Source organism: Nocardia sp. NPDC005746, from assembly GCF_040630785.1.
Taxonomy (GTDB): Bacteria; Actinomycetota; Actinomycetes; order Mycobacteriales; family Mycobacteriaceae; genus Nocardia.
Genome location: NZ_JBEXYE010000001.1, coordinates 710,598 through 732,411, shown reverse-complemented (window position 1 = coordinate 732,411; position 21,814 = coordinate 710,598). Strand labels below are relative to the sequence as shown.

At 69.8% G+C, this 21,814-nt stretch carries 17 protein-coding genes; 6 read left to right on the top strand and 11 right to left on the bottom strand.

The window, feature by feature from the left end:
* Window positions 1-9: 9 nt before the first annotated feature.
* On the bottom strand, window positions 10-1,275 hold the full coding sequence (locus ABZ412_RS03335) for a helix-turn-helix domain-containing protein (RefSeq protein ID WP_357275678.1): 1,266 nt from the start codon (window positions 1,273-1,275) through the stop codon (window positions 10-12).
* Window positions 1,276-1,431: 156 nt separating this feature from the next.
* Between ABZ412_RS03335 and ABZ412_RS03330 the strand changes: the two genes are divergently transcribed.
* Genes ABZ412_RS03330 through ABZ412_RS03320 form a run of 3 tightly spaced genes read left to right on the top strand, consistent with a single transcriptional unit; the run spans window position 1,432 to window position 4,810 of the window.
* On the top strand, window positions 1,432-3,066 hold the full coding sequence (locus ABZ412_RS03330) for an aldehyde dehydrogenase family protein (protein WP_357275676.1): 1,635 nt from the start codon (window positions 1,432-1,434) through the stop codon (window positions 3,064-3,066).
* Window positions 3,066-3,896, top strand: coding sequence for an SDR family oxidoreductase (locus ABZ412_RS03325; RefSeq protein WP_357275674.1), 831 nt, complete (start codon window positions 3,066-3,068; stop codon window positions 3,894-3,896). Before ABZ412_RS03330 ends, ABZ412_RS03325 begins: the two co-directional genes overlap by 1 nt.
* 20 nt (window positions 3,897-3,916) lie before the next feature.
* Window positions 3,917-4,810: a PfkB family carbohydrate kinase gene (locus ABZ412_RS03320; RefSeq protein WP_357275672.1), complete on the top strand. Its 894-nt coding sequence runs from the start codon at window positions 3,917-3,919 to the stop codon at window positions 4,808-4,810.
* Between the two features lie 4 nt (window positions 4,811-4,814).
* On the opposite strand, the gene ABZ412_RS03315 is transcribed toward ABZ412_RS03320, so the two are convergent.
* The 3 genes from ABZ412_RS03315 to ABZ412_RS03305 are packed head-to-tail and all read right to left on the bottom strand — an operon-like array spanning window position 4,815 to window position 10,529.
* On the bottom strand, window positions 4,815-5,501 hold the full coding sequence (locus tag ABZ412_RS03315) for a nucleoside/nucleotide kinase family protein (RefSeq protein ID WP_357275669.1): 687 nt from the start codon (window positions 5,499-5,501) through the stop codon (window positions 4,815-4,817).
* A 19-nt stretch (window positions 5,502-5,520) separates the two neighbouring features.
* Window positions 5,521-7,968 (bottom strand): protein kinase, encoded by a 2,448-nt coding sequence (locus tag ABZ412_RS03310; RefSeq protein ID WP_357275667.1) that lies wholly within the window; start codon window positions 7,966-7,968, stop codon window positions 5,521-5,523.
* Window positions 7,965-10,529 (bottom strand): protein kinase, encoded by a 2,565-nt coding sequence (locus tag ABZ412_RS03305; RefSeq protein ID WP_357275665.1) that lies wholly within the window; start codon window positions 10,527-10,529, stop codon window positions 7,965-7,967. The genes ABZ412_RS03310 and ABZ412_RS03305 overlap by 4 nt, the downstream gene beginning before the upstream one ends.
* Before the next feature lie 293 nt (window positions 10,530-10,822).
* Between ABZ412_RS03305 and ABZ412_RS03300 the strand changes: the two genes are divergently transcribed.
* Complete coding sequence (locus tag ABZ412_RS03300; RefSeq protein WP_357275662.1) at window positions 10,823-12,196, top strand: amidase; 1,374 nt, start codon at window positions 10,823-10,825, stop codon at window positions 12,194-12,196.
* Between the two features lie 226 nt (window positions 12,197-12,422).
* On the opposite strand, the gene ABZ412_RS03295 is transcribed toward ABZ412_RS03300, so the two are convergent.
* The 5 genes from ABZ412_RS03295 to dacB form a co-directional block, all read right to left on the bottom strand.
* On the bottom strand, window positions 12,423-13,310 hold the full coding sequence (locus tag ABZ412_RS03295) for a LysR substrate-binding domain-containing protein (protein ID WP_357275660.1): 888 nt from the start codon (window positions 13,308-13,310) through the stop codon (window positions 12,423-12,425).
* 379 nt (window positions 13,311-13,689) lie between these two features.
* Window positions 13,690-14,247, bottom strand: a complete 558-nt coding sequence (gene hpt, locus ABZ412_RS03290) for a hypoxanthine phosphoribosyltransferase (protein WP_357087534.1) — start codon at window positions 14,245-14,247, stop codon at window positions 13,690-13,692.
* Window positions 14,248-14,300: 53 nt separating this feature from the next.
* Window positions 14,301-15,440 (bottom strand): tRNA lysidine(34) synthetase TilS, encoded by a 1,140-nt coding sequence (locus ABZ412_RS03285; RefSeq protein WP_357275658.1) that lies wholly within the window; start codon window positions 15,438-15,440, stop codon window positions 14,301-14,303.
* Window positions 15,441-15,552: 112 nt separating this feature from the next.
* Window positions 15,553-16,626: a zinc-dependent metalloprotease gene (locus ABZ412_RS03280; RefSeq protein WP_357275655.1), complete on the bottom strand. Its 1,074-nt coding sequence runs from the start codon at window positions 16,624-16,626 to the stop codon at window positions 15,553-15,555.
* A 13-nt stretch (window positions 16,627-16,639) separates the two neighbouring features.
* Window positions 16,640-18,100, bottom strand: coding sequence for a D-alanyl-D-alanine carboxypeptidase/D-alanyl-D-alanine-endopeptidase (gene dacB, locus ABZ412_RS03275; protein WP_357275653.1), 1,461 nt, complete (start codon window positions 18,098-18,100; stop codon window positions 16,640-16,642).
* Between the two features lie 133 nt (window positions 18,101-18,233).
* Between dacB and ppa the strand changes: the two genes are divergently transcribed.
* The gene (gene ppa / locus ABZ412_RS03270; RefSeq protein ID WP_357275651.1) at window positions 18,234-18,722 is read left to right on the top strand and encodes an inorganic diphosphatase; all 489 of its coding nucleotides are present in this window, start codon (window positions 18,234-18,236) and stop codon (window positions 18,720-18,722) included.
* A 48-nt stretch (window positions 18,723-18,770) separates the two neighbouring features.
* On the opposite strand, the gene ABZ412_RS03265 is transcribed toward ppa, so the two are convergent.
* Window positions 18,771-20,426: an MDR family MFS transporter gene (locus ABZ412_RS03265; RefSeq protein WP_357275649.1), complete on the bottom strand. Its 1,656-nt coding sequence runs from the start codon at window positions 20,424-20,426 to the stop codon at window positions 18,771-18,773.
* A gap of 80 nt (window positions 20,427-20,506) precedes the next feature.
* Entirely contained in the window at window positions 20,507-21,328 is an 822-nt protein-coding gene (locus ABZ412_RS03260) for a crotonase/enoyl-CoA hydratase family protein (protein ID WP_357275647.1), read from the bottom strand.
* A gap of 146 nt (window positions 21,329-21,474) precedes the next feature.
* Here ABZ412_RS03260 and ABZ412_RS03255 point away from each other — a divergent pair, with 146 nt between their 5' ends.
* Window positions 21,475-21,792: a 2-oxo-4-hydroxy-4-carboxy-5-ureidoimidazoline decarboxylase gene (locus ABZ412_RS03255; RefSeq protein WP_357275645.1), complete on the top strand. Its 318-nt coding sequence runs from the start codon at window positions 21,475-21,477 to the stop codon at window positions 21,790-21,792.
* Window positions 21,793-21,814 lie beyond the last annotated feature (22 nt).

Here is a 21,814-nt window from a genome sequence, read left to right as displayed (position 1 = left end):
CTCGCCGAATCACACCCCATACACCGCCACGCAGTCGAGCGCGATCTCCAGCCGAGGTCCGCGCTGGTCGAGTGAGTGACCGAGTAGTTCTTCTATGCGCTGAACGCGGTATCGCACCGTGTTCTTGTGCACGCCGAGCATTTTCGCGGCCGCGTCGGGGCTGCGCCGGGCTCGGAGATAGGCATGCAAGGTTTCGCGCAATCGCGCCGACTGCGGGTCGGGCGCGACGAGTGCGCCCAGTTCCCGTGTGATGAGTGATCGCATCGCGGCCTCATCGGTTCCCGCTAGGTAGGCGACCTCCACCTCCGAGTAGTGCAGCACCCGCGGCGTATCCGGCCGGGCCCGTTCGGCGACCTGCCGGGCCGCGACCGCCTCGCGGTGGCTGGCCCGGAATCCGGTGGTGTGCGTGGCGGGCACGCCGACCGCGACGCGCACGGGCGCGTCCACCGACCACACCGGATCGTCCGGCCCGGGAATCGCCGGGCCGGACACTCCGTCGCCGTCCACGCCGATCCAGGCCCACAGCGCGGCCGCGCCGGAGGGCACGGTGAGCAGGCTGCCGTTGCCGATCGTGCCCGCGAATCGGGCCACGATCCGGTCGAGCCGGCCCACCGCCTCACCGCTGCCGTCGGACGGCAACGGCGCGGCATCCTCGTCGGTCCACACCACGAGCGCCAGATGCCGTTGCCCGAGCCGGTATCCGAGCCGGGCCGAGGCGCTCTCGGTGTCCACGTCGGCCCCGTCGAGCAGGCTGCGCACGATCTCGGCGCGCTGGGTGAGAGCGGCGCGCAGGCCGCGTTCGCGTTCGGCCATGTAGGTGTCGGTGAGAGTTTCGACCGAGGTGCTGACCCAGCGCGTGGTTCGGTCGAAAAGCCGTAGCAGCAGCGATCTTTCGATATCGCGGGGCAGCTGCCGCTGTTCGAGCACCTCGGTCATGTAGTCGATGCAGGCCTCCTGGCCGAGGTGGTAAACGCGCAGCAGCAGGCGCACGTCGTAGCCGCGGCGGGCGACGGTGCGGGCGAAAGCGTGGGCTTCCTCGGGGACCGGGTAGTCGAAGCGGTCCTGGGTGAGGCCGCTGAGCACGGCGACGGCGTGGGCGCGGCTGCTGGCGGCCAGGTCGCGGCGCATATCGCGGTCGCGCAGTTCGGGGATGCGGGCGATGATCGCGTTGTCGAGGCGGGTGACGACCTGTTCGAGGGTTTCGGCGGGCAGGGTCTCGGCGACGAAATCGGCGATCCATTGCCGAAGCTCGGCGCTGTTCAGCGTCGTCGTCACGGGGCACCTCCGGGGTTTGTACTCCGAGCACAAAACCGACCGGAACTATTGACCCGATTGGCCAAGCATGGGCTCGCGAAATTGTGTCACGATCATAGTCCGGTGAGCTGGCACACAGCTCGCGATCGCAACGTAGCGCATGGGGAGAGGCACATCGTGACCAATACCGAACCCGCCGCGGGCACCGCTCGCAAGACCGGGACCCGCAAGGCAGCCGGGACCGCGACCAAGGCCGCCCCGCAGCCCCAGGCCCCGACGCCGGCCACCGAGCTCGAGGTCCGCAACCCCGCGACCGGGGCGCTCGCCGGGACGGTCCCGATCGACTCGGCCGACACCATCGCGGCCAAGGTCCGCGAGCTGCGCGCACATCAGCCCGCCTGGGAGGCCCTGGGCCCCGACGGCCGCAAGGAGTGGCTGCTCAAGCTCCAGGACTGGCTGGTCGACAACACCGACCACCTGGCCGACGTGCTGCAGTCCGAGACCGGCAAGGCCCGCGTGGACTCGCTCATCGACCCGGCCTTCTCGGTCGACCTGACCGGCTACTACGCCCGCCGCGCCGCGAAATTCCTCGCCGACGAACACCCTTCGCCGCACAGCCCGCTGGCCCGGGTCAAGCAGCTGACCACCGTCTTCCGCCCGTACCCGGTGGTCGGCGTGATCACCCCGTGGAACTTCCCGCTGGCCATGCCGGTCATCGACGTGATCCCGGCGCTGGCCGCGGGCGCGGCGGTCATCCTCAAGCCCTCCGAGGTGACCCCCCTCTCGGCCGTCGAACTGGCGCGCGGCTGGCGTGAGATCGGCGCGCCCCCGGTTTTCGAGGTCGTCACCGGCGCGGGCGAGACCGGCGCGGCCGTGGTCGGCAACGCCGACTACATCCAGTTCACCGGTTCCACCGCCACCGGCCGCAAGATCGCCGCGGCCTGCACCGAGCGGATGATCCCGTTCAGCCTGGAGCTCGGCGGCAAGGACCCGGCCATCGTGCTGGCCGACGCCGACCTGGACCGGGCGGCGCACGGCATCGCCTTCGGCGGGCTGTTCAACGCCGGACAGGTCTGTATCTCGGTGGAGCGCGTGTACGTGGAAGCCGCCGTGTACGACGAGTTCCTGGCGAAGCTGACCGCCGCGGTCAAGGAGGTCCGCCAGGGCGTCGACGGCCGCAAGCCGCAGTTCGACATGGGCGCGCTGGCCAACGAGAACCAGGCCCAGATCGTCCAGCGGCATGTCGAGGAGGCCGTCAAGGCGGGTGCGCGAATCACCACCGGCGGCAAGCGGACCGGCGTCGGCACGCTGTTCGAGCCGACCGTGCTCGCCGACGTGGACCACACCATGACCTGCATGACCGAGGAGACCTTCGGCCCCACACTGCCGGTCATGAAGGTCGCCAACGAGGCGGAAGCCATTCGGCTGGCCAATGATTCGATCTACGGCCTGTCCGCGTCGGTGTGGTCGGGCGACAACGATCGCGCCGAACGCGTTGCGCGCCAGCTGAACGCCGGCGCGGTCAATATCAACGACGTGTTCGCCAATATGTTCAGCTTCGCGCTGCCCATGGGCGGCTGGGGCCTGTCCGGCACCGGCGCGCGCTGGGGCGGCCCCAACGGCGTGCGCAAGTACTGCCGCCAGCAGGCCATCACCAAGCCGATCCTGCCCACCATGACCAAGGAACCCCTGTGGTTCCCGTATTCGCCGCCCAAGCTGATGTTCGCCATGAGCGCCATGCGGGCCGCGGGCACCCGCGGGCTGCGGCGTCTGAACGTGCCCGCCATCGTCAAGACCGTGCGGGGGCAGTGATGACCAACTTCGGAACCATCACCGGCAAGGTCGTGGTGATCACCGGCGGCGCGCGCGGCATCGGCCTGGCCACCGCCACCGCGCTGCAGGCGCTCGGCGCGAAGATCGCCATCGGCGACATCGACGAGACCACCGTCAAAGAGTCCGGCGCGGCACGGGATTTCGACGTCTACGACAAGCTGGACGTCACCGACCAGCAGTCCTTCGAGGGCTTCCTCGACGAGGTGGAACGCCGCCTCGGACCGATCGACGTGCTGATCAACAATGCCGGGATCATGCCCACCGGGCGCGTGGTGGACGAGCCCGACCAGATCACCCGCCGCATCCTCGACATCAATGTCTACGGCGTGATCCTCGGCTCCAAACTGGCCATCGCCCGCATGCTGCCGCGCGGCCGCGGGCACGTCATCAATATCGCGTCGCTGGCGGGCGAGAGCCATATTCCCGGCCTGGCCACCTACAACGCCAGCAAGCACGCGGTGCTCGGCTTCACCGACACCCTGCGCGAGGAGTACCGGGGTACCGGACTCGAGTTCTCCTCGGTGCTGCCCACGCTCACCAAAACCGAACTGGGCTCCGGGGTTTCACTGCCCAAGCTGTTGCGCGCCGCCGAACCGGAGGAGATCGCCGACGCCATCGCCAAGCTGATCGTGGCGCCCAAGGCGAAGGCGCGGGTCACCGCGGTGGCGGGGATCATCGCACAGGCCGTGGGGCTGCTGCCGCAGGCCGTGGGTGACGCCATCGGGCGGGCGCTGGGCTCACAGACCGCCTTCCTCGACGACGTGGACGGCGACGCGCGCAAGGCGTACGAGCACCGGGTGCGCGACTAGCTCGCCGTAGGGTCGGCGGCATGGGAAGCAGGAGTGCGGTTTTCGCCGGATTGTCGACACTGGATCTCGCCTATGCCGTCGACCGGTATCCCGCCGAGGACTCCAAGACCCAGGCCGCCGACCTGTTCCTCGGCGCGGGCGGACCGGCCGCCAATGCGGCGGTCGCGTACGCGTTCCTGTCCGGCGCACACCCCGCGCTGGTCACCGCGCTGGGGAAACACCCACTGGCGGAACTGATCCGGGGTGATCTGCGGCAGCACGGCGTCACCGCCGTGGACCTCACCCCGGACGGTGATCAGCAGCCGCCGGTGTCCTCGATCATCGTCGCGACCGGGGCGGCCACCCGGACCATCGTGTCGCTGGACGGCTCGCGGATCCATCCGGGTCTCGACGACTCGACGGCCGAGACGGTCGCGGACGCGTCACTGCTGCTGGTGGACGGCCACTATCCCGACCATGCCGTGCGGCTCGCGACGGCGGCTCGAGCGGCGGGTGTGCCGGTAGTGCTCGATGCCGGACGCTGGCGACCGGTACATGCCGGACTGCTGCCCGTCGTGGACATCGCGATCTGCTCTAGTGCCTTCACTCCGCCTGGGGTAGCGGCGAATTCGGTGCATGAGGTGTTCGACCACCTGCACGCGATGGGCCCGGCGCTGGTGGCGGTCACCGGGGGCGGCGGCCCGATCCGCTATTCGATGCCGGGCGGCCGCGGTGAGGTCCAGGTTCCCGCCGAACCCGCGATCGATACGCTCGGGGCGGGTGACATCCTGCACGGCGCGTTCTGCCACTTCCACGAGCGCGGCGCGGACTTCCCGGCGGCACTGCGCGAAGCGGCCGTCGTGGCCGGCGCCTCGTGTCGCTACCTCGGCACCCGGGAATGGATGCGGCACTTCGACACTCGGCCGGCGCGGTAACCGGTCAGTCGATGCGGTAGCCGCGACCTGCTTTGCGGAGCACCAGATCGGCTCGGACGCGGGTGGATTCGACCAGGACCGCATTGCGCAGGTCGCTGTTGGTCACCTTGTCGCGGGCGGCCGCGGGAGTGCGGCCGCCGCGAATATGTCGGCGCAGCAGGCGTTGTTCGATGATCGGGCGCGGCACGTCCAGGTACCAGGCCTCGTCGAGCTGGGGGCGGACGGCGGCCCAGCCCGGGTGGGCGCGGTCGTCGAGGAGCAAGTAGTTGCCTTCGGTGACGACGATGCCGTGGTGGTCGAAGACGACGCCGCCGGGCACCGGTTCGTGCAGGTCGCGGTCGTAGGTGGGCCAGGGCACGGGGGTGCCGGGGGCGGCGTCGCGGAGCGTTCGGAGCAGCGCCACATAACCTTCGGCGTCGAACGTCTCCGGTTCGCCCTTGCGGTCCAGGATTCCGGCGGCGCGGAGCTGGTCGTTGGTGAGGTGGAAGCCGTCCATGGGCGCGACTTCGGCGATGGCGGTCCCGGCGGCGAGGTTCAGTTCGTCGCGGAGGCCGCGGGCGAGGGTGGATTTGCCAGCCCCGGGCGGACCCGCGATCCCCAGCAGAAACCGACCGGAATGACCTTCAGCACGCCGGCGGACACGCGCCGCCAACTCCGCCAAGGAGGTTTCGACACTGCCACGTATCGCCACCCCACGAGCCTACGGGGAATCAGCGCCCGCCTTCGGGAATGGCGCGAACCAGCGCTCCCAGATCGGCTTCCAGCATTCGTGACAACTGGTAGATCACCACGAACGCCAGCACCCCGCCCACGCTGAGGATGCGCAGCGGCACGATCACCAACCCCAGATCGTCGGTCGCCACGAAGGTCACCGACGCCACACCCAGCAGCGGCACCGACGCCGCCGCGGCCAGATAGAAATTGCTGCGCCGCGCCAGCGCCGCCAGCTGCCGCCGATCTTCGTGCCCCACCGAACCGCGCGCCAACAACTGCGGATACAGCGACCGCACCGAATACACCATGATCAGGAAGAACGGATAGGCCAGCGCGATGGTCGCGCACACCACCTGCGCGGTGAAGAAGTGCGCGAAAGCCATGTGCGGCAGACGCGCTCCCGCTCCGGCCAGCGCCAGCGGCCACGCGATTCCGGCTATCAGCCACAACGCGAACGGCACCCACACCACCCGCTCTCCGAGCAGCAGGGTGTCGGCGCGGGCACGGGCCAGCTGATCCGGGGTGTACTCGTGCCCACGGCCCAGCCGATACGAGACCGTCAACGGTCGCCGCGCCAGCCACAACAACAGCAGCGCGGCCATCGGGAAAGTCGCCAGATTGTTGATCAGCGCCACCTGTTCGAACCGGTTCTGGTCCGGCGCCGACAGCTCATCCACGATGAGGCTCTTGTTGATCCGGATGTTGAACCAGCTGGCCAGTGCGTTCGGCAGGCCCACGCACAGCATCGCGATCGGCACCGGCCAGCTCCGCAACCGCGCCCACAGACTGTGCGCGGGCGGGTCGATCAGATCCCGGGCATCGGGATCCAGGCACAGATCCAACTGACCGGCCAGCTGGGCGCCGCTCTGCCAGCGCCGGGACGCGTCGGGGCGCAGGCATTCCAGCAACACGCGCCGCAGGGTGGCGGGAGTGTCCGGGGGCAGGTTGTCCAACGCCGCCGCGGGCACCCCGGCCATGCGGCGGGCCAGCATCGCCCGCACGGCCTCGGTCCCGGTCCCGGCCTCCGCTTCGGCCGTGGCCACCGGCTCGGCCGCGGGTTTCAGCTCGACTCCGGCCCCCTGATCAGCAGTAGTCCCCCGTTCGGCTCCGGTCCCGTGCTCAACCACGGTCCCGTGCTCGGGGGCGGTCTCGTGGTCGGCTCCGGCCCCCGGTTCGGCGGTGGTGTCGTGTCCAGCCTCGGCCCTCGCCTCGGTATCGTCGAACGGCAGTGCGCCGGTGAGCATTTCCCACAGCACCACACCGAGCGAGTAGATGTCGCTGGCCGGACCGGGTGACGGCGCGGCCGAATCCAGCAGGGCCCGCAGCGCCTCCGGCGACCGATACCGCAGTGCCCCCTCACCATTCGCGGTCGCGCCGCGCGTCCCGATGAAGCCCGTGCTCCAATACATCGGCCCCAGTGCGAAATCCGCGAGCTTCGGCACCCCTTCGGCCGTGAACAGCACATTGGCCGGCCGGATGTCGTGGTGCAGCACCCCTTGCCGTTCCCCGTATTCGAGTGCCTCGGCGAGCCGTCTCCCCACCCAGGCCACGGTTTCGGGCCAGCTCAGGGCGGCGATGTCGGTCCGTACCGGCGATCCGGACGGGCGGCTCTCGCCCTTGGCCTCCATGGCGGAATCGATGGCGCGCAGCAGCAATCCGCCGTCGGGCAGCCCGTTCGTGGCGGGGGCGGCGCGGTGGATCACGCGGCCTCCGGGTTTGCCGCCATTGCCCGCCGTCCTGGCTTCGCGGCGCAGCTGGGCGAGCACGCCCTCGGCGGTGCCGCCGGGCACGTACTGCATGTACAGCAGCCGCAGCGGTTTCCCGGTGCTGCCGTCCGCGATCAGCCGCTGGTCGAAGACGCGCACGATGTACTGGTGGTCGAGCTGGGCGACGGTGTCGGTGTCGCTGTCCGTGCCCGCCTCCACCCGGACCGCGACCAGTCGCTGCATGGAGCGCTGCCGGGCCAGGAACATGCGGCTGTAGTCGGCGCCGCCGAGATCGGTGAGTAGATCGAAATCGTCGAGGCGGCGGCCGGTTTCGATGCCCTCGGGCAGCACCGGCGGAGGCGGCGGCGGGGTCTCGCCGGTGAAGCGGCGGCGGATCTCGGTGGCGACCTCGGGGTATTCGGCGGTGAAGCTGTCCACGTCGAGGGGCCGGAAGCGGCTGCGGGCCAGGTACTCGTCGCACACCAGGTCGGCGAAGGCCGGGCTGGCTCCCATCTCCGGGAATTCGTCGCGGTACTCCGTGATCCGCTTCTCCAGTCCGGCGCGGCGCCAGCGCTGCCGCATGTCGACACGGACCAGGTCGGTGAGGACCTCGAGCCGGACCGCGCGCCCGTCGGGCAGGTACCCGGCCAGGGGCGGCGGTTCCTGGCGGTCACCGCGCAGGGTCGATTCCCAGTCGGCGGCAAAGCGGGCGAGAGCTCGGGCCGAGAGTTCACTCACGGCTCGGCACCCGGGTCACCGCCGTCGCCGGATTCCGTGGCCTTGACGGTCTCGTGCACCGAACGGGCCGGGGCGACCACCCGTTCCAGCGCCGCCAGGTCCGCTTCGAGGGCCCGGAAGATGATGTAGATCAGCACGAACGCGGCGATCCCGCCGACGCTGAGCACGCGCACCGCCACGATCACCTTGGGGATGTCCTCCGGCGGCAGGAACGTCACGCCCGCGACCGCCAGCAGCGGCACCGACGCCGCCACCGCCAGATAGGTGGTGCAGCGTCGTCCCAGCCGGTGCAACCACACCGCGTCCTCGCCGCTGATGTCCCCGTGCCGCAGGTACATCGGATAGATGCACCGCACCAGGTAAAAGGCGACCAGGAAGAACGGGTACGCCACCGCGATCGCACCGCACACCACCAGCGACACCAGGAAGTGCACGATCCCGCGAGCCGGGAGGTCGGTGGCGGTCATCCGCAGCACCATCGGGAAGGTGAAGCCCGCGATGACCCACAGCGAGAACACCACCAGGGAGATGCGTTCCCCGGCCAGCAGGACGTCCGCCCGGGCTCTGCGTAGCGTCTCGGCGTCGTATTCGCGGCCTTTGCGCAGGCCGCGCGGCACCACGATCACCGAGCGGCACAGGTAGGCGATGATGGCCGTGCCGAGGGGGAAGAAGACCAGGTTCACCAACGAGGTGGTGAGGAAGAAAGTACGCATGGCGGACTCGGACAGGTGGCTGATGATGAAGGCCCGATTGTGCGCGATGTTGTACAGCGAGGCGAGGGTGTTCGGGATCGCCACGGCCAGGATGACCAGCGGCATCAGCCACGGCCGCATCCGTTTCCGCCAACTGTGCGGCGGCGGGTCGACCAGGTCGCGGGCGCGTTCGTCCAGGCACAGGTCGAGCTGGGAGGCGAGGACGGCGCCGCTGCTCCAACGCTGCTCGCGGGACGGTTCGAGGCAGGTGAGCAGGACCCGGCGCAGCGCGGCCGGGCAGTCGGGCGGCACCCGGTCCAGGGCCACGGTGTCGACGCCGTGGCGGCGGCGGGTGAGCATGGCCTCGAGGGTGGTGCGGTCGCCGTGGTCGCCGGGTCCGGCGGTGGTGTCGTCGAAGGGTTTGGCCCCGGTGAGCAGCTCCCACAGCACCACGCCGAGGGAGAAGATGTCGGCCCGGGTGTCCAGGTCGGCGGCACTGGTCGCGGCCGCCGGATGGCAGGCTTCCAGCTGTTCCGGGGACATGTAGGACAGCGAACCACCGAAGTAGGAGACCGGGCTGGAACTGTCCAGATTGCGGCTGAAACTGATATTGAAGTCGGCCAGCTTCGGCACGGCCTCGGCGGTGAGCAGCACGTTCGCGGGCTTCACGTCGCGGTGCAGCACCCCGTGCGAGTCCGCGTAGTCCAGCGCCTCGGCCAGCCTGCGGCCCAGCCACGCGACGGTTTCCGGCCAGCTCAGCCCGGCCAGTTCGGCGCGCACACTGGAGTCGGTGGGCCGGATCTCGCCCTTCTCCTCCATGGCGGCGTCCACCGCGTCCAGCAGCAGCTGCCCGCTGCGTTCGGCGGGCGGGGTGGCGCGCACCCAGCGCAGCACGCCGAGCAGGGTGCCACCGGGCAGGAACTGCATGTACAGCAGCCGCAGCCGCCGCCCGGATTCGGTGCGCACGTCCGAGAGCAGCCGCTGGTCGAAGACGCGCACGATGTAGTCGTGGTCGAGCTGGGCCAGGGTCTGCGGTTCGGTGCCGTGGTCGGCGGAGATCTTCACCGCGACCAGGCGTTGCAGGGAGCGTTGCCGGGCCAGGAAGACGCGGGCGAACGCCCCGGAACCGAGGCTGGTCAGCAGGTCGAAATCATCGATGCGCTGGCCGATCTCGATGCGATCGAGCAGCGCGCCGGTGTCGGGCGTGGTGGCGACTCCGTCGGTGACGCGGGTGGGGTCGGCCGGGTCGCTGACCAACTGCGAGGGGTCCTCGTACTGGGTCAGCTCGCTCGCGTCGGGCACCCGGGTGGTGTCGCCGTCGATCGGCTGACCGGTGCGGGTGGTGGCCTCGACCGGCAGCCGGGTGGATTCGTCGAGCCAGGCGCCGCGGGTGGCGTCGAGCTCGAAATCGCCGCGGGTGGATTCATCGGGCCCGGCGCGGCGGGTGCTCTGGTCCTCATCGTCGGCATTGAGCAGCTGCCGCAGTTCGCTCGCCTGATCCGGGTATTCGCGCAGGCAGTCGCGCGGATCCACGCGCTCGCCGCTGTGGCGGCGGATGACGAACTCCTCGTACACCAGCCCGGCGGGCAGATCGGCCACCGCGAGCTCGGGGAATTCGGCGCTGTAGTCGCGCAGTCGTTTGGGCGGGGTGGCCGGTTCCCCGGTCGTGCGGCGCAGCCACCGGTGACGCATGTCGACGCGGATCAGCTCCAGCAGCGCGCCCCGGCGCAGCGTGCTGGCGTCGGGCAGATAGTCGGCGATAACGGGTGGTGACGCAGCGGAGTCCCAGGCCGCCGCGAAAGCGACGACCGCACTCGATTCGGTTCCGGCAGAGTACGCGCCGGAACGGTAGTCGGAACCAGAAGCCATGTCCGCACCCATTCTGGCTCGGCACGGATGTCGTCGATCCGCACGGTCGATCCGGGGATGTCGTGGATTCCGATCTTCGGACAAAGAACCCGCCACACCCAGCACCATCATCCCCGACCAATAGCCGGAATGATAACTTGCGGGCCACGAGCGGATCACCCGATTTCGACACGATGCGACGGGGGACGACGAGCATGTACGACGAGGGCACGGCATTAGCGGCGGACATCGCCGCGGCCGGAGCCGCCGAGGAGGAAGCGGTGGCGCTAAACGCGCGAGACGGGGGAGCCGACATGCCCGATTCCGACACGCCGTCCGACCGTCCCCCGGTGGATCCGACCACGGCGATCGGCATCGCCACCGCGGTCCAGAACGGCACCCTGTCCCCCGAGGACGCCGTCGAGGCCGCGCTGACCCGGATTCGCGCCCGCGACCGGAAGCTGAACGCCTTCAGCCTGGTCCGGGAGGAGGCCGCGCGCGCCGAGGCCCGCGCCGTCGCCGAGCGGGCCGACCTGGACATGCTGCCGCTGGCGGGGGTGCCCATCGCGGTCAAGAACAACATCGACGTCGCGGGTGAGGTGACCCGAGGCGGGTCGCTGTCCGGGTCCGATCTGGCCGCCACCGCCGATCACGCCGTGGTGCGGCGGCTGCGGGCGGCGGGCGCGGTGGTCGTCGGGCTCACCCACGTTCCCGAGTTCGGGCTGTGGGGCGTCACCGACGAGCCGGGCAGCATCACCCGCAGTCCCTGGAACACCCGCTACTCCGCGGGCGGTTCGTCGGGTGGCTCCGGCGCGGCGGTCGGCTCCGGCATGGTGCCGATCGCGCACGGCAACGACGGACTCGGCTCGGTGCGCATCCCGGCGGCCTGCTCCGGCGTGGTCGGCCTGAAGCCGGGACGCGGCCTGGTGCCCGCGGACGTGGGCATCGACTCCTGGGGCGGAATGACCGAAAACGGCGTTCTCGCAACGACTGTCGCCGATACGGCGCTCATGCTGTCGGTGCTGGCGGACCGCCCCGACCTGGCCGACCTGGACACCCCGCAGACCCTGCGCATCGGCCTGGCGACCGCGACCCCGATGCCGCTCGCCCACGTCGATCTGGCCTGGACCGCGGCCGCCGACAAGGCCGCCGCGGCGGCCTCGCTGGCCGGGCACATCATCGGCGTGGCCGAACTCCCGTACCAGGGCGTGACTTTCGCGCTGCTGCTGCGCTGGCTGGCCAATGCCGCCCGCGAGGCCGCGACCGTGCCGCACCCCGACCGGCTGCAGCGCCGTACCCGCACCCACGTGGCGCTGGGCCGGATGGTGCTGAAGTCGGGTCTGCTGCGGGCCTCGCAGGTCGACCGGGTGGAATCGCGGCTGCTGGACTACTTCGAGCGCTACGACGTGGTCATCACACCGACGCTGGCCACCCCCGCGCCGCGCGCCCGCCGCTGGCATTCACGGCCGTGGCTGGCGAATGCGCTTGCCAACGTGAAGTTCTCGCCGTTCACGCCGCTGTGGAATCTGGTCGGCTGGCCGGCCATCTCCATTCCGATGGGCCTGCACCCGCGCTCCGGCACCCCGGTGGCGGCGCAGATCGCGGGCCCGCCCGGCAGCGAGGCCACCATCCTGCGGCTGGCCGCCCAGATCGAGGCCGCCCACCCCTGGCAGCGGACTGTCTCCTGACGAGATCGGACACTGCGTCCTGACGAGATCGGACACCGTCTCCTGACACGGGGCACCGCCTCCTGACCGTCTCCGGACACACGACAGCGCCGCGTCACCGAAGTGACGCGGCGCTGTCTTCGTGCCGATCCCGCACGCCGTTGTGCCGGGCCCACACTGCCCGGACCGACCGCGGCAACCTCCGACCCTCTGCCGCCGCCCGTCTCGGACTGTCCTTCCCTCGGGCCTAAACGGCCGCGAGCGGTTCCTGTTCGGCGAAGCCGCCGTCGAGCACGCGGGCCGCGAACTCGAGAATGGTCGGGCGGTCGTCGTCGGCGCGCCAGGCGACCGCGAGTTCACACGGGGCCAGGCCGGTCACCGGGCGGGCGGTCAGGCCCGGCCAGCGGTACATGGGGACGTTGTTCTCGGCCAGCAGGCAGACGCCCAGGCCGAGGCTGACCGCCTCGAGGCGTTCCTCCGCGGTGGCGGCTTCCGCACCGATCTTGGCCTGGCGGCCGCCGCGGGAGTCGGCGCCGAGCCAGAAGTCGCGGGCCGCACCGGCTTCGGCGGGCATGGCGACGAAGGGCTCGTCGATCAGGTCGGCGAAGTCGATGCTCTCCTGGCCGGCGAGGGCGTGGTTCTCGGGCAGCAGCACCCAGCGCGGCTCGGTGCGCAGCACCTGCCAGCGGTAGCGGCTGGTGTCGGGCACGGGCAGCCACATGAGCGCCAGGTCCGCCTGGCGGCCCGCGAGGCCGCTGGACGGGTCGGTCCAGGACGCGGAGTGCAGGGCGAGCCGGTGGCCGCTGGCGCTCTCCAGGTCGGTGATCAGGCCGCGGCCGATGGAGGACTGGATGCCGACGCGCAGCACCTCACCGGCCTCCTGCAGGGCGACATTGGTGACTTCCCAGAGTTCGAGGATCTTCCGGGCGCCTTCGAGCAGTTCCTTGCCGGCGACGGTCAGGGCCACGCTGCGCTGGTTGCGGTCGAACAGCACGACGTCCAGCTGGCGTTCCAGCTGCCGGATCTGTCGTGACAGGGTGGGTTGAGCGATGTGCAGCCGTTGCGCCGCGTTGGTGAAATGCAGTTCCTCAGCGACGGCGACGAAATACCGCAGGTCGCGCAAATGCGGGTCCATAGCCCCTTGCTATCAGAATCGGTCTTGATTTTCCAGCCGTATCCGACCCAAAAGTTTGCAACAGGATCAGAAAACAGCCGTCAGGTTTGTTACGGACAGCATATGACGCCGGTTCAACATTCCGTTAACCGGACTCGCGAATTCCTGGCCATTTGCCAGCACTCCCCCACGCGCCTCGAAACGGACACTTGACCAGCATTGATTCACGATCTTGTTCAATCCGCGATCCGAAAGCGATCCGAGCGCTGACCTTCAGCAACAACGCTCCGCCCCGGCCCACACCCCAAACCAGCCGATCGAGTGAGTTTGGTCACAATACGGCAAAAGACCGCCTCCCACAGTGGAAGGCGGCCTGTTTTTCGAGCCGGTGAGGCGGCGGTTACTCCCCGCCGTAGACCTTCGGATCCAGGGTGCCGATGTACGGCAGATCGCGGTACCGCTCGGCGTAGTCGAGGCCGTAGCCGACCACGAACTCGTTCGGGATGTCGAAGCCGACGGCCATCACGTCCACCTGGGTGCGCAGCGCGTCGGGCTTGCGCAGCAGCGTCACCACCTCGAGCGAGGCCGGGTTGCGACTGGACAGATTGCGCAGCAGCCACGACAGCGTCAGACCGGAGTCGATGATGTCCTCGACGATCAGCACATTGCGCCCGGCGATGTCCTTGTCCAGGTCCTTCATGATGCGCACCACGCCCGAGGACGAGGTGGAGGAGCCGTAGGACGAGACGGCCATGAACTCCATCTGCGTCGGCACGGTGAGCTTCTTGGCCAGATCGGTCATGAAGAAGATCGCGCCCTTGAGCACGCCCACCAGCAGCAGGTCACCCTCGGGGGCATCGGCGGGATAACGCTTGGCGACCAGTTCGGCCAGTTCCTCGACCTTGGCGGCGATCTCTTCCTCGCTGATCAGCACCGACGCGATGTCGTCCCCGTACACGTCCGCTGGTTTCCCTTCAGTCGACCCGACTGTGACTCTTTCAAAAAACGGGTTCACTCCGACCCGAGTATGAGCCTGCCATGTTCACGCGCGGCAACCAACCTCGTCCCGCTGGGTGAACCCCCCACCGCGACCCCGCCCTGCCCACGCCACCGCGTGACCAGCGCCTCCACCGCACGTAAATTGCTGTCCGTCAATGATTTTGCGCCACGCTCGAGCAGCCACGCGCGAATGACGCGGCGCCGGATCGCGGGTTCGGCAGTGGCGAGCGTCTCGATCCCCAGCCCGTCGCCCGCCCGCGCCGCCGCCAGCAACTGCCCGGCGAGCGCGTCCAGCACCGCCGAGTCCTCCCGCAGCTGCGCCGCCGTCCGCGCCAGCGCCTCGGCCACCCCGCCCCCGAGCACCTCCTCGAGCAACGGCAGCACCTCGGCACGCAGCCGCACCCGGGTGAACTCCGGTGCGCTGTTGTGCGGATCCTCCCAGGCCTCGAGCCCCAGATCCGCGCACAGCTCCCGGGTCGTGCTCCGCCGCACTCCCAGCAGCGGCCGCCCCCACGGCTCGTCGTACTCCCCCATCCCCCTGATCGATCGCGCCCCCGACCCGCGCCCGAGGCCCAGCAACACGGTCTCGGCCTGGTCGTCGAGCGTGTGCCCGAGCAGCACCGGCTTGCCTTCGCGGGCCGCCCGCAACGCGTCGTATCGGGCCCGCCGCGCGGCCGCCTCGGGCCCGCCCGGGAACCTGTTGCCCACGGGACCGCTGCCCGCCGGTTCCTCCCCGGCCGCCCACTCCGCCACCGGAACGGCCCCGCCCTCGAGGGGCGAACCGTTCTCGGGTGTCGGTACGACGGCCGCGGTCGGATCCGCCGACCACACCGGCCGGATCGCCCCGTTCGGCGCGCTGCGCTCGACCTGAACGCGCAACACCCGGGCAGACCTGCAGCCGAGGCCCAGCGCGGTGGCCGCGGCGCGATCCGCCACCTCGGCCGAGCCGTCCTGCAGGCCGTGGTCCACGATCAGCGCGTCGACCACGTCGGCTTCGACGCAGGCGGCGGCGGTCAGGGCCAGGGAGTCCGCGCCGCCGGAGAGGGCCACGCGGACCACACCCTCGGGCGCGTAGCGGCCCAGCCACTCCCGGACGGCGCGGCGCAGCTCCAGCGCGGCGCGCGTCTCGGGTAGTCGGGGCCGTTCGTTCACGTCCCGATCGTCGCACGCGGCCGGGGGGCGGCGCCGTGCGGCGAGGATTCCTGCCGGGTACGTCCCGAATTCCGGCGTGGCGCAAGCGCTCCGGAGGGACGAGGGCCGTGGATCAGCCCAGGACCCGGGTGACCCACCGTTGCGGTTCGCCGATCTCGTCGGTGCGGGGCAGGGTTTCCGGCTCGGTCCAGATGGTGTTGAAGCGGGCCATGCCGACGGTGTCGACCACCTCGTCGACGAAGGCCTTGCCGCGCACGTACTGGGCGACCTTGGCGTCCATGCCGAGCAGGGCGCGCAGCAGGCGCTGGATCGGGTTGGCGGGCCGCTTGCGACGCTGATCGAAGGCGGCGCGAATACGGGTGACGGAGGGGACCACGGCCGGGCCGACGGCGTCCATGACGTGGTCGGCGTGGCCCTCGAGCAGGGTGCCGAGCATGAGTAGTCGGTCCAGGGCCAGCCGCTGGGGTTCGGCCTGGGTGGCTCGCAGCAGCCCGATGACACCGCCCGCGGGGTCCTCGACGCCGCGGCGGCGTTCCTTCACGGCGTCGGCGAGCCGGGCGAGGATGTCGGCGAGCGGCTCGTCGCCCGCCTCACCCAGGGTCTCGACATTGCGGCGCATGTAGTCGGCGATCCAAGGGGCGGACGAGAATTGGACCCGGTGGGTGACCTCGTGCAGGCACACCCAGAGCCGGAAGTCGCTGGGCGGCACGCCCAGTGCGCGTTCCACCGCCATGATGTTGGGCGCCACCAGCAGCAGCGTGCCGTCCGGCCCGGTGAACGGGTCGTACTGGCCGAGGATGGCGGTGGACAGGAAGGCCAGCATGGCCCCGGCCTGCAGTCCGGCCGGTTTGCCGACCAGCTTGCCCTTCTCGCCGGGTTCGATGCCGCTGCCGGTGAGCTGGGCCATGGAGTCGGCGGCGGCCCGGATCCAGCCCGGCCGGTCCACGATCAGCGCGTCGGGCACCACCGAGCCGTCGTCGAGCCCGCTGACCTCACGCACCGGCACCTCGGCGCGGACCGAGGCGGCGGCGAGTTCGGCGACCGCGTGCTCGGCCGAATACCGGGAGGTGCGCGGCCCGGCCGGGACCAGGGCGGCGCCGGTGCGGGCGGCCACGTTCCAGTCGACCGACCCGGTCAGCGTGGTCCGGGTGCGGGCAGGGGCGGCGGGGCTATCGGATCCGGTCATGTTCATCCACCCGTCAGGAGCAGCCACAGTTGCGCAGTGCGTTGGCGACGGCGTCCAGCGCGGGTCGGCTCACCTCCGGCGGCCGATCATTCGACATGAGCGCGAACGTCAGGACGCGTCCGTCACGGTCCAGCACATAACCGACCAACGCACTCGATACGGACAGAGTTCCTGTTTTGGCCCGTATCCAACCCGCGCCCTCGCGATCGCGGTCCACATATCGGCTCGCCAGCGAGCCGGTGCCGCCCGCGACCGGCAGATAGTCCAGCAGCGGGGCGAGCGGGGAGCCGGGGGTGGTGACCGCGGCCGGATCGACGGTCGAATTGCCTTGCGGAGCAGCGCCGTTGGGCAGCGCGGCCACCGTCAGCACCCGGTTGAGCAGGCGCGGCGGGATCCGGTCGTCGGTCGAGAGTCCGCTGTTGTCGGCCATTTTCAGGCCGGCGAGATCGAACCCGGCGGCCTGCAGCACGGTGTTCATGGCGGTGACCGCGCCGGTGAAGGAGGCCTCCTGCCCGCCGGCCACCGCGACCTCGCGGCCGATCGCCTCGGCCAGTACGTTGTCCGAGTGCACCATGGCCTGCAGCAGGCGGTCCCGCAGCGGCGCGGACTGCACCGCGGCCAGCTGGGTGGCGGTCGCGGGCGCGCTGCCCGCCTTCACCTTCGAACCGTCCACGCCCAGTTCGGCGGCCATCCTGCGGCCCGCGTCGAGAGCCGGAGTGGCGGTGCGGGGCGAGTATTCGACCAGGGGGTCCAGGCGGCCGCCGTCGATCATCACCGCGTCCATGGGCGCGATGGAGCCGCCCCCGATGTCGGCGGCGTCCCAGCCGGGCGCGAAGTTCGGTCCCGGGTAGGCGGAGGTGTCGACGGTGATCGAGTCCACCCGCTGTCCGGTGGCCTTGATCTGCGCGACCAGGTCCTGCAGGCGCGGGGCGCCCGGGTAGTAGCCCTTGCCGTCGGGCTGCGCGGTGATGGTGGGGTCGCCGCCGCCGACCAGCACGATCTCGCCGGGAGCCGCACCGGTCACCACCTTGGTGGTGACCCGGTGGTCGGCGGGCAGCGCCAGCAGGGCGGCCGCGACGGTGAGGATCTTGGCGGTGGAGGACGGGATCATGGCCTTGTCCGGGTCCAGCGTCCACAGCACCGTGCCGGTGTCCCCGTCGGACACCGAGGCGGCGAACGCGCCCAGGTCCGGGTTGCCGACGACGGGCGCGAGTGCGGCCGCCAGACCGGCGGTGCTCGCGGCGGGCGCGGTCTCGGGGGCGGGCGCGACCTGCGGGATCGGCTTCACCGGCGCGGGCGGGTCGGCGATCGTCAACCCCCCGTGCTGGAACTCCTCGGTCCAGGGCTTCAGGATCAGCACCACGGCCGTGGCCGCCACCAGCATGACGACCAGCACCGATGACACCATGATCCAGGTTCTGCGTCGCCGCTTGGCCTCCAGACCACCGATGTTCTGCTTGTTCCGACCAAACACCTGCCGCTGTCTCCCTGATACCTGTGGTGGGGCTGATGGCTCTACCGCGGTCCACACTATCCTCGTTGCGCAGTCGTTCCCCCGAACGTGCTGGCGAGTCGGCAGCCTTACCGCCCACCGAAAAGGAGATGACGTGGAGTTCGACGTCACCATCGAGATCCCCCGGGGTCAGCGCAACAAGTACGAGGTCGATCACGAGACCGGACGCGTGCGGCTGGACCGCTACCTGTACACGCCGATGATGTACCCGGCCGACTACGGCTACATCGAGAACACCCTGGGCGGCGACGGCGACCCGCTGGACTGCATGGTCCTGCTGCCCGAGCCGGTGTTCCCGGGTGTGCTGGTCGAGGCCCGCCCGGTCGGCGTGCTCATCATGAGCGACGAGGCCGGCACCGACGAGAAGCTGGTCGCGGTCCCCAACAAGGACAAGCGCTGGGACCACATCCAGGACGTCGAGGACATCCCGGAATTCCAGCGCAAGGAGATCGCGCACTTCTTCGAGCGCTACAAGGACCTGGAGCCCGGCAAGTGGGTCAAGGTCGAGGGCTGGGAGGGCCGCGAGAAGGCCGAGAAGCTCGTCGACGAGGCCTACGCCCGTCTGAAGGAGCAGGGCCACTAGGTCACGCCGAGTGAGGGGCGGCACGGATTCCGTGCCGCCCCTTCGCTTTTACTCGGGAACGGAATCCAGTCCCGCGGTGGTGCGGAGCGGGACTTCCTTCCAGAACATCACCAGGACGAGCGCGACGAACGCGACCGCGGAGGTCGTCAGGAACACCGTGGACAGCGATTCCGCGAATCCGACCTTGAACGGATGCGCCAGGACGGGATTCAGCTTCTGAATGATCGAGCTGTCCTTCAGCACGCTCTGTGCCGCCGAAGTGTCGTGGTTCAGGAATCCCTGCGCCAGTGCCATATCCGCCGGATTCCCGTCGTGCGCGGCGCTCACCACGGCCTTCTGGAAATTCGGGTCGGTGCTGGACGCCTCCAGTTGAGCGCGAATATCGGTCCCCAGCCGGTCGAACAGGATGGACAGGAAGACCGCCGCGCCGAGGGTGCCGCCGATCTGCCGGAAGAAGGTGGCCGACGCGGTGGAGACGCCCATATCCTTGGGCGGCAACGCATTCTGCAATGCCACGATGAGCGGCTGCATGAGATTTCCCAGTCCGAATCCCACGCACAACATGAACAGGACCACGATCCAGAACGCGGTATCGGCCTTCAGATAGTGCAGCAGGAAAAGTCCGAGGGTGATCATGGCCGCGCCGAGCAGCGTATAGATCCGGTAATGCCCGGTGCGCGAGATCAATTGGCCCGACAGCACCGACCCGATCATCATGCCCAGCACCATGGGAATCATCTGCAAGCCGCCCAGCATCGGACTGGCGCCCCGGTCGGCCTGCAAGTACTGGGGTAGCAGCAGGATGCCCCCGAACATGCCCGCACCGACCACGAACGAGATGACCACGCCGAGCGCGAAGGTGCGATTGGCGAAGATGCGCAGCGGGATCAGCGCCGCATCCCCCAGCGCGCGCTCGATCAGCACGAACGCGGCGACACCGAGCGCGCCGATCAGGTAGCAGGCCACGGATCTCCCGCTGCTCCACCCCCATTCGCGCCCCTGCTGGGCCACGATCAGTAGCGGGCTCATGGCGACGATCAAGGCGAGCGCGCCCCAATAGTCCACGCGGTCACGGGATTTCTCGCGCGGCGGCAGCCGCAGCACGCGGGTCACCACGACCAGCGTGAACAGTCCGATGGGAACGTTCACCAGGAACACCCACCGCCAGCCCGCGATCCCCAGAATGCTGTGCTGCCCCGCGAACAGCCCGCCCAGCACCGGCCCGATCACGCTGGAGGTGCCGAACACGGCCAGGAAATACCCTTGGTACCTGGACCTTTCGCGCGGGCTCACGATATCGCCGACGATGGTCAGCGCCAGCGACATCAACCCGCCCGCGCCCAGCCCTTGCAATGCCCGGAACACCGCCAGCTCGTACATGGACTGCGCGAAGGTGCACAGCAGCGAACCGGTCACGAAGATGGTGATGGAGGCCAGGTAGAAGGGCTTGCGCCCGTACATGTCCGAGAGCTTGCCGTAGAGCGGCGTGGCCAGCGTCGCGGTGATCAGGTACGCGGTGGTCGCCCAGGCCTGCAGCGAATACCCGTTCAGGTCATCGGCGATGGTGCGGATCGCCGTGGACACGATGGTCTGATCCAGCGCCGCGAGCAGAATGCCCAGCAGCAGCCCGGAGAGGATCACCAGTATCTGCCGATGCGTGAAGCCGCCCTCGCCGGTCGCTTCGCCCACTTCGGATGTCGCCATGCCAAACCTCCAGCCCCGACCAAAACGATAGGCCGGGAACCGGAGGCATGGGGTCCTTTTTTGGCGGTAACCCGAAGGGGTTACTTGCCTTTGAACTGCGGGTCGCGCTTCTCGAAGACGGCCTGGATGGCCTCGGTCAGGTCCTCCGAGGGCAGGAACGCCGAGTTCCAGGCGGAGACGTAGCGCAGGCCGTCGGCGATCTTGCCGCGCTTGGGCTGGTCCAGGACGTCCTTGATGCCCTGCACGACCAGCGGCGGGTTGGCCGCGATCTCGCGCGCCATGGCGTAGGCGGCGTCCAGCACGGCTTCCTGATCGGCGTAGACGTCGTTGACCAGCCCGATCTTCTCGGCGCGGGCGGCGTCGATGTCCTTGCCGGTGTAGGCGAGTTCGCGCACGTGCCCCTCACCGATGATGCCCGGCAGCCGGTGCAGCGAGCCGATGTCGGCCACGATGGCCACCTTGGCCTCGCGCAGGCTGAACTTGGCGTCGGCGCTGGCCAGCCGGACGTCGGCGGCGGCGATGAGGTCCAGTCCGCCGCCGATGCACCAGCCGGAGACGGCCGCGATGACGGGCTTCACGCAGTCGGCGACCGCGGTCACCGAGTCCTGCATGCCGCGCACGTGCTTGAGGAAGTCGGTGCGGGGCCCGGCGAGCGCCTTGTCCGCCAGCAGCGGCCCGAACAGCGGGCTCATGGCCGGCAGGTCCAGTCCGTAGGAGAAGTGCTTCCCGGCGCCGGTGAGCACGATGGCCCGGATGTCGGGGTCGGCGTCGAGCTCGGCGAAGATGAGCGGTAGCTCACGCCAGAAGTCGGGGCCCATGGCATTGCCCTTGCCAGGACCGGTGAGCGTCACCGTCGCGATGTGGTCCTTGCTTTCGACGTCGAAAGCCTTCCATTCGGTCATTGGTCCAGCGTATAGGGGTTACTCGCGAGTAGGTTGGCCGGTGTAAACCCTGTGCTAAATCTGCTGCGTCCCAGCGTTTTCGCGGCGCCCGGAGGCGGACGATTATCGCGTCCGCACAAACTGCTCCTCCTGTGTGTGAGGTCACGATGATGCATCACGGAGTCGGCCTCGACCGCTTCAACGCCCTCCCCCGCCGTCGCGCGATTCATGCCCTGTACGAATGCTGCTGCAATGTCACCTGGGCGCAGAAGATCGCCGACGGCCGCCCCTACCCGGGCCACGCCGCGTTGCAGACCGCGGCCGCGGCGGAACTGCGCGCCATGTCCGCCGTCGATCTGGAACGGGTCTTCGATTCCTGTGCGCACCAGCCGGTTTCGGAGCGCACCGTCGACGAGCTGGCCCCGATCGTGTCGGCCCGCCTGACCACGATGCTGGGCCCCGAGGAGGGCTACCCCGACTACTGATCCCCCCGCACATCCACCGCAA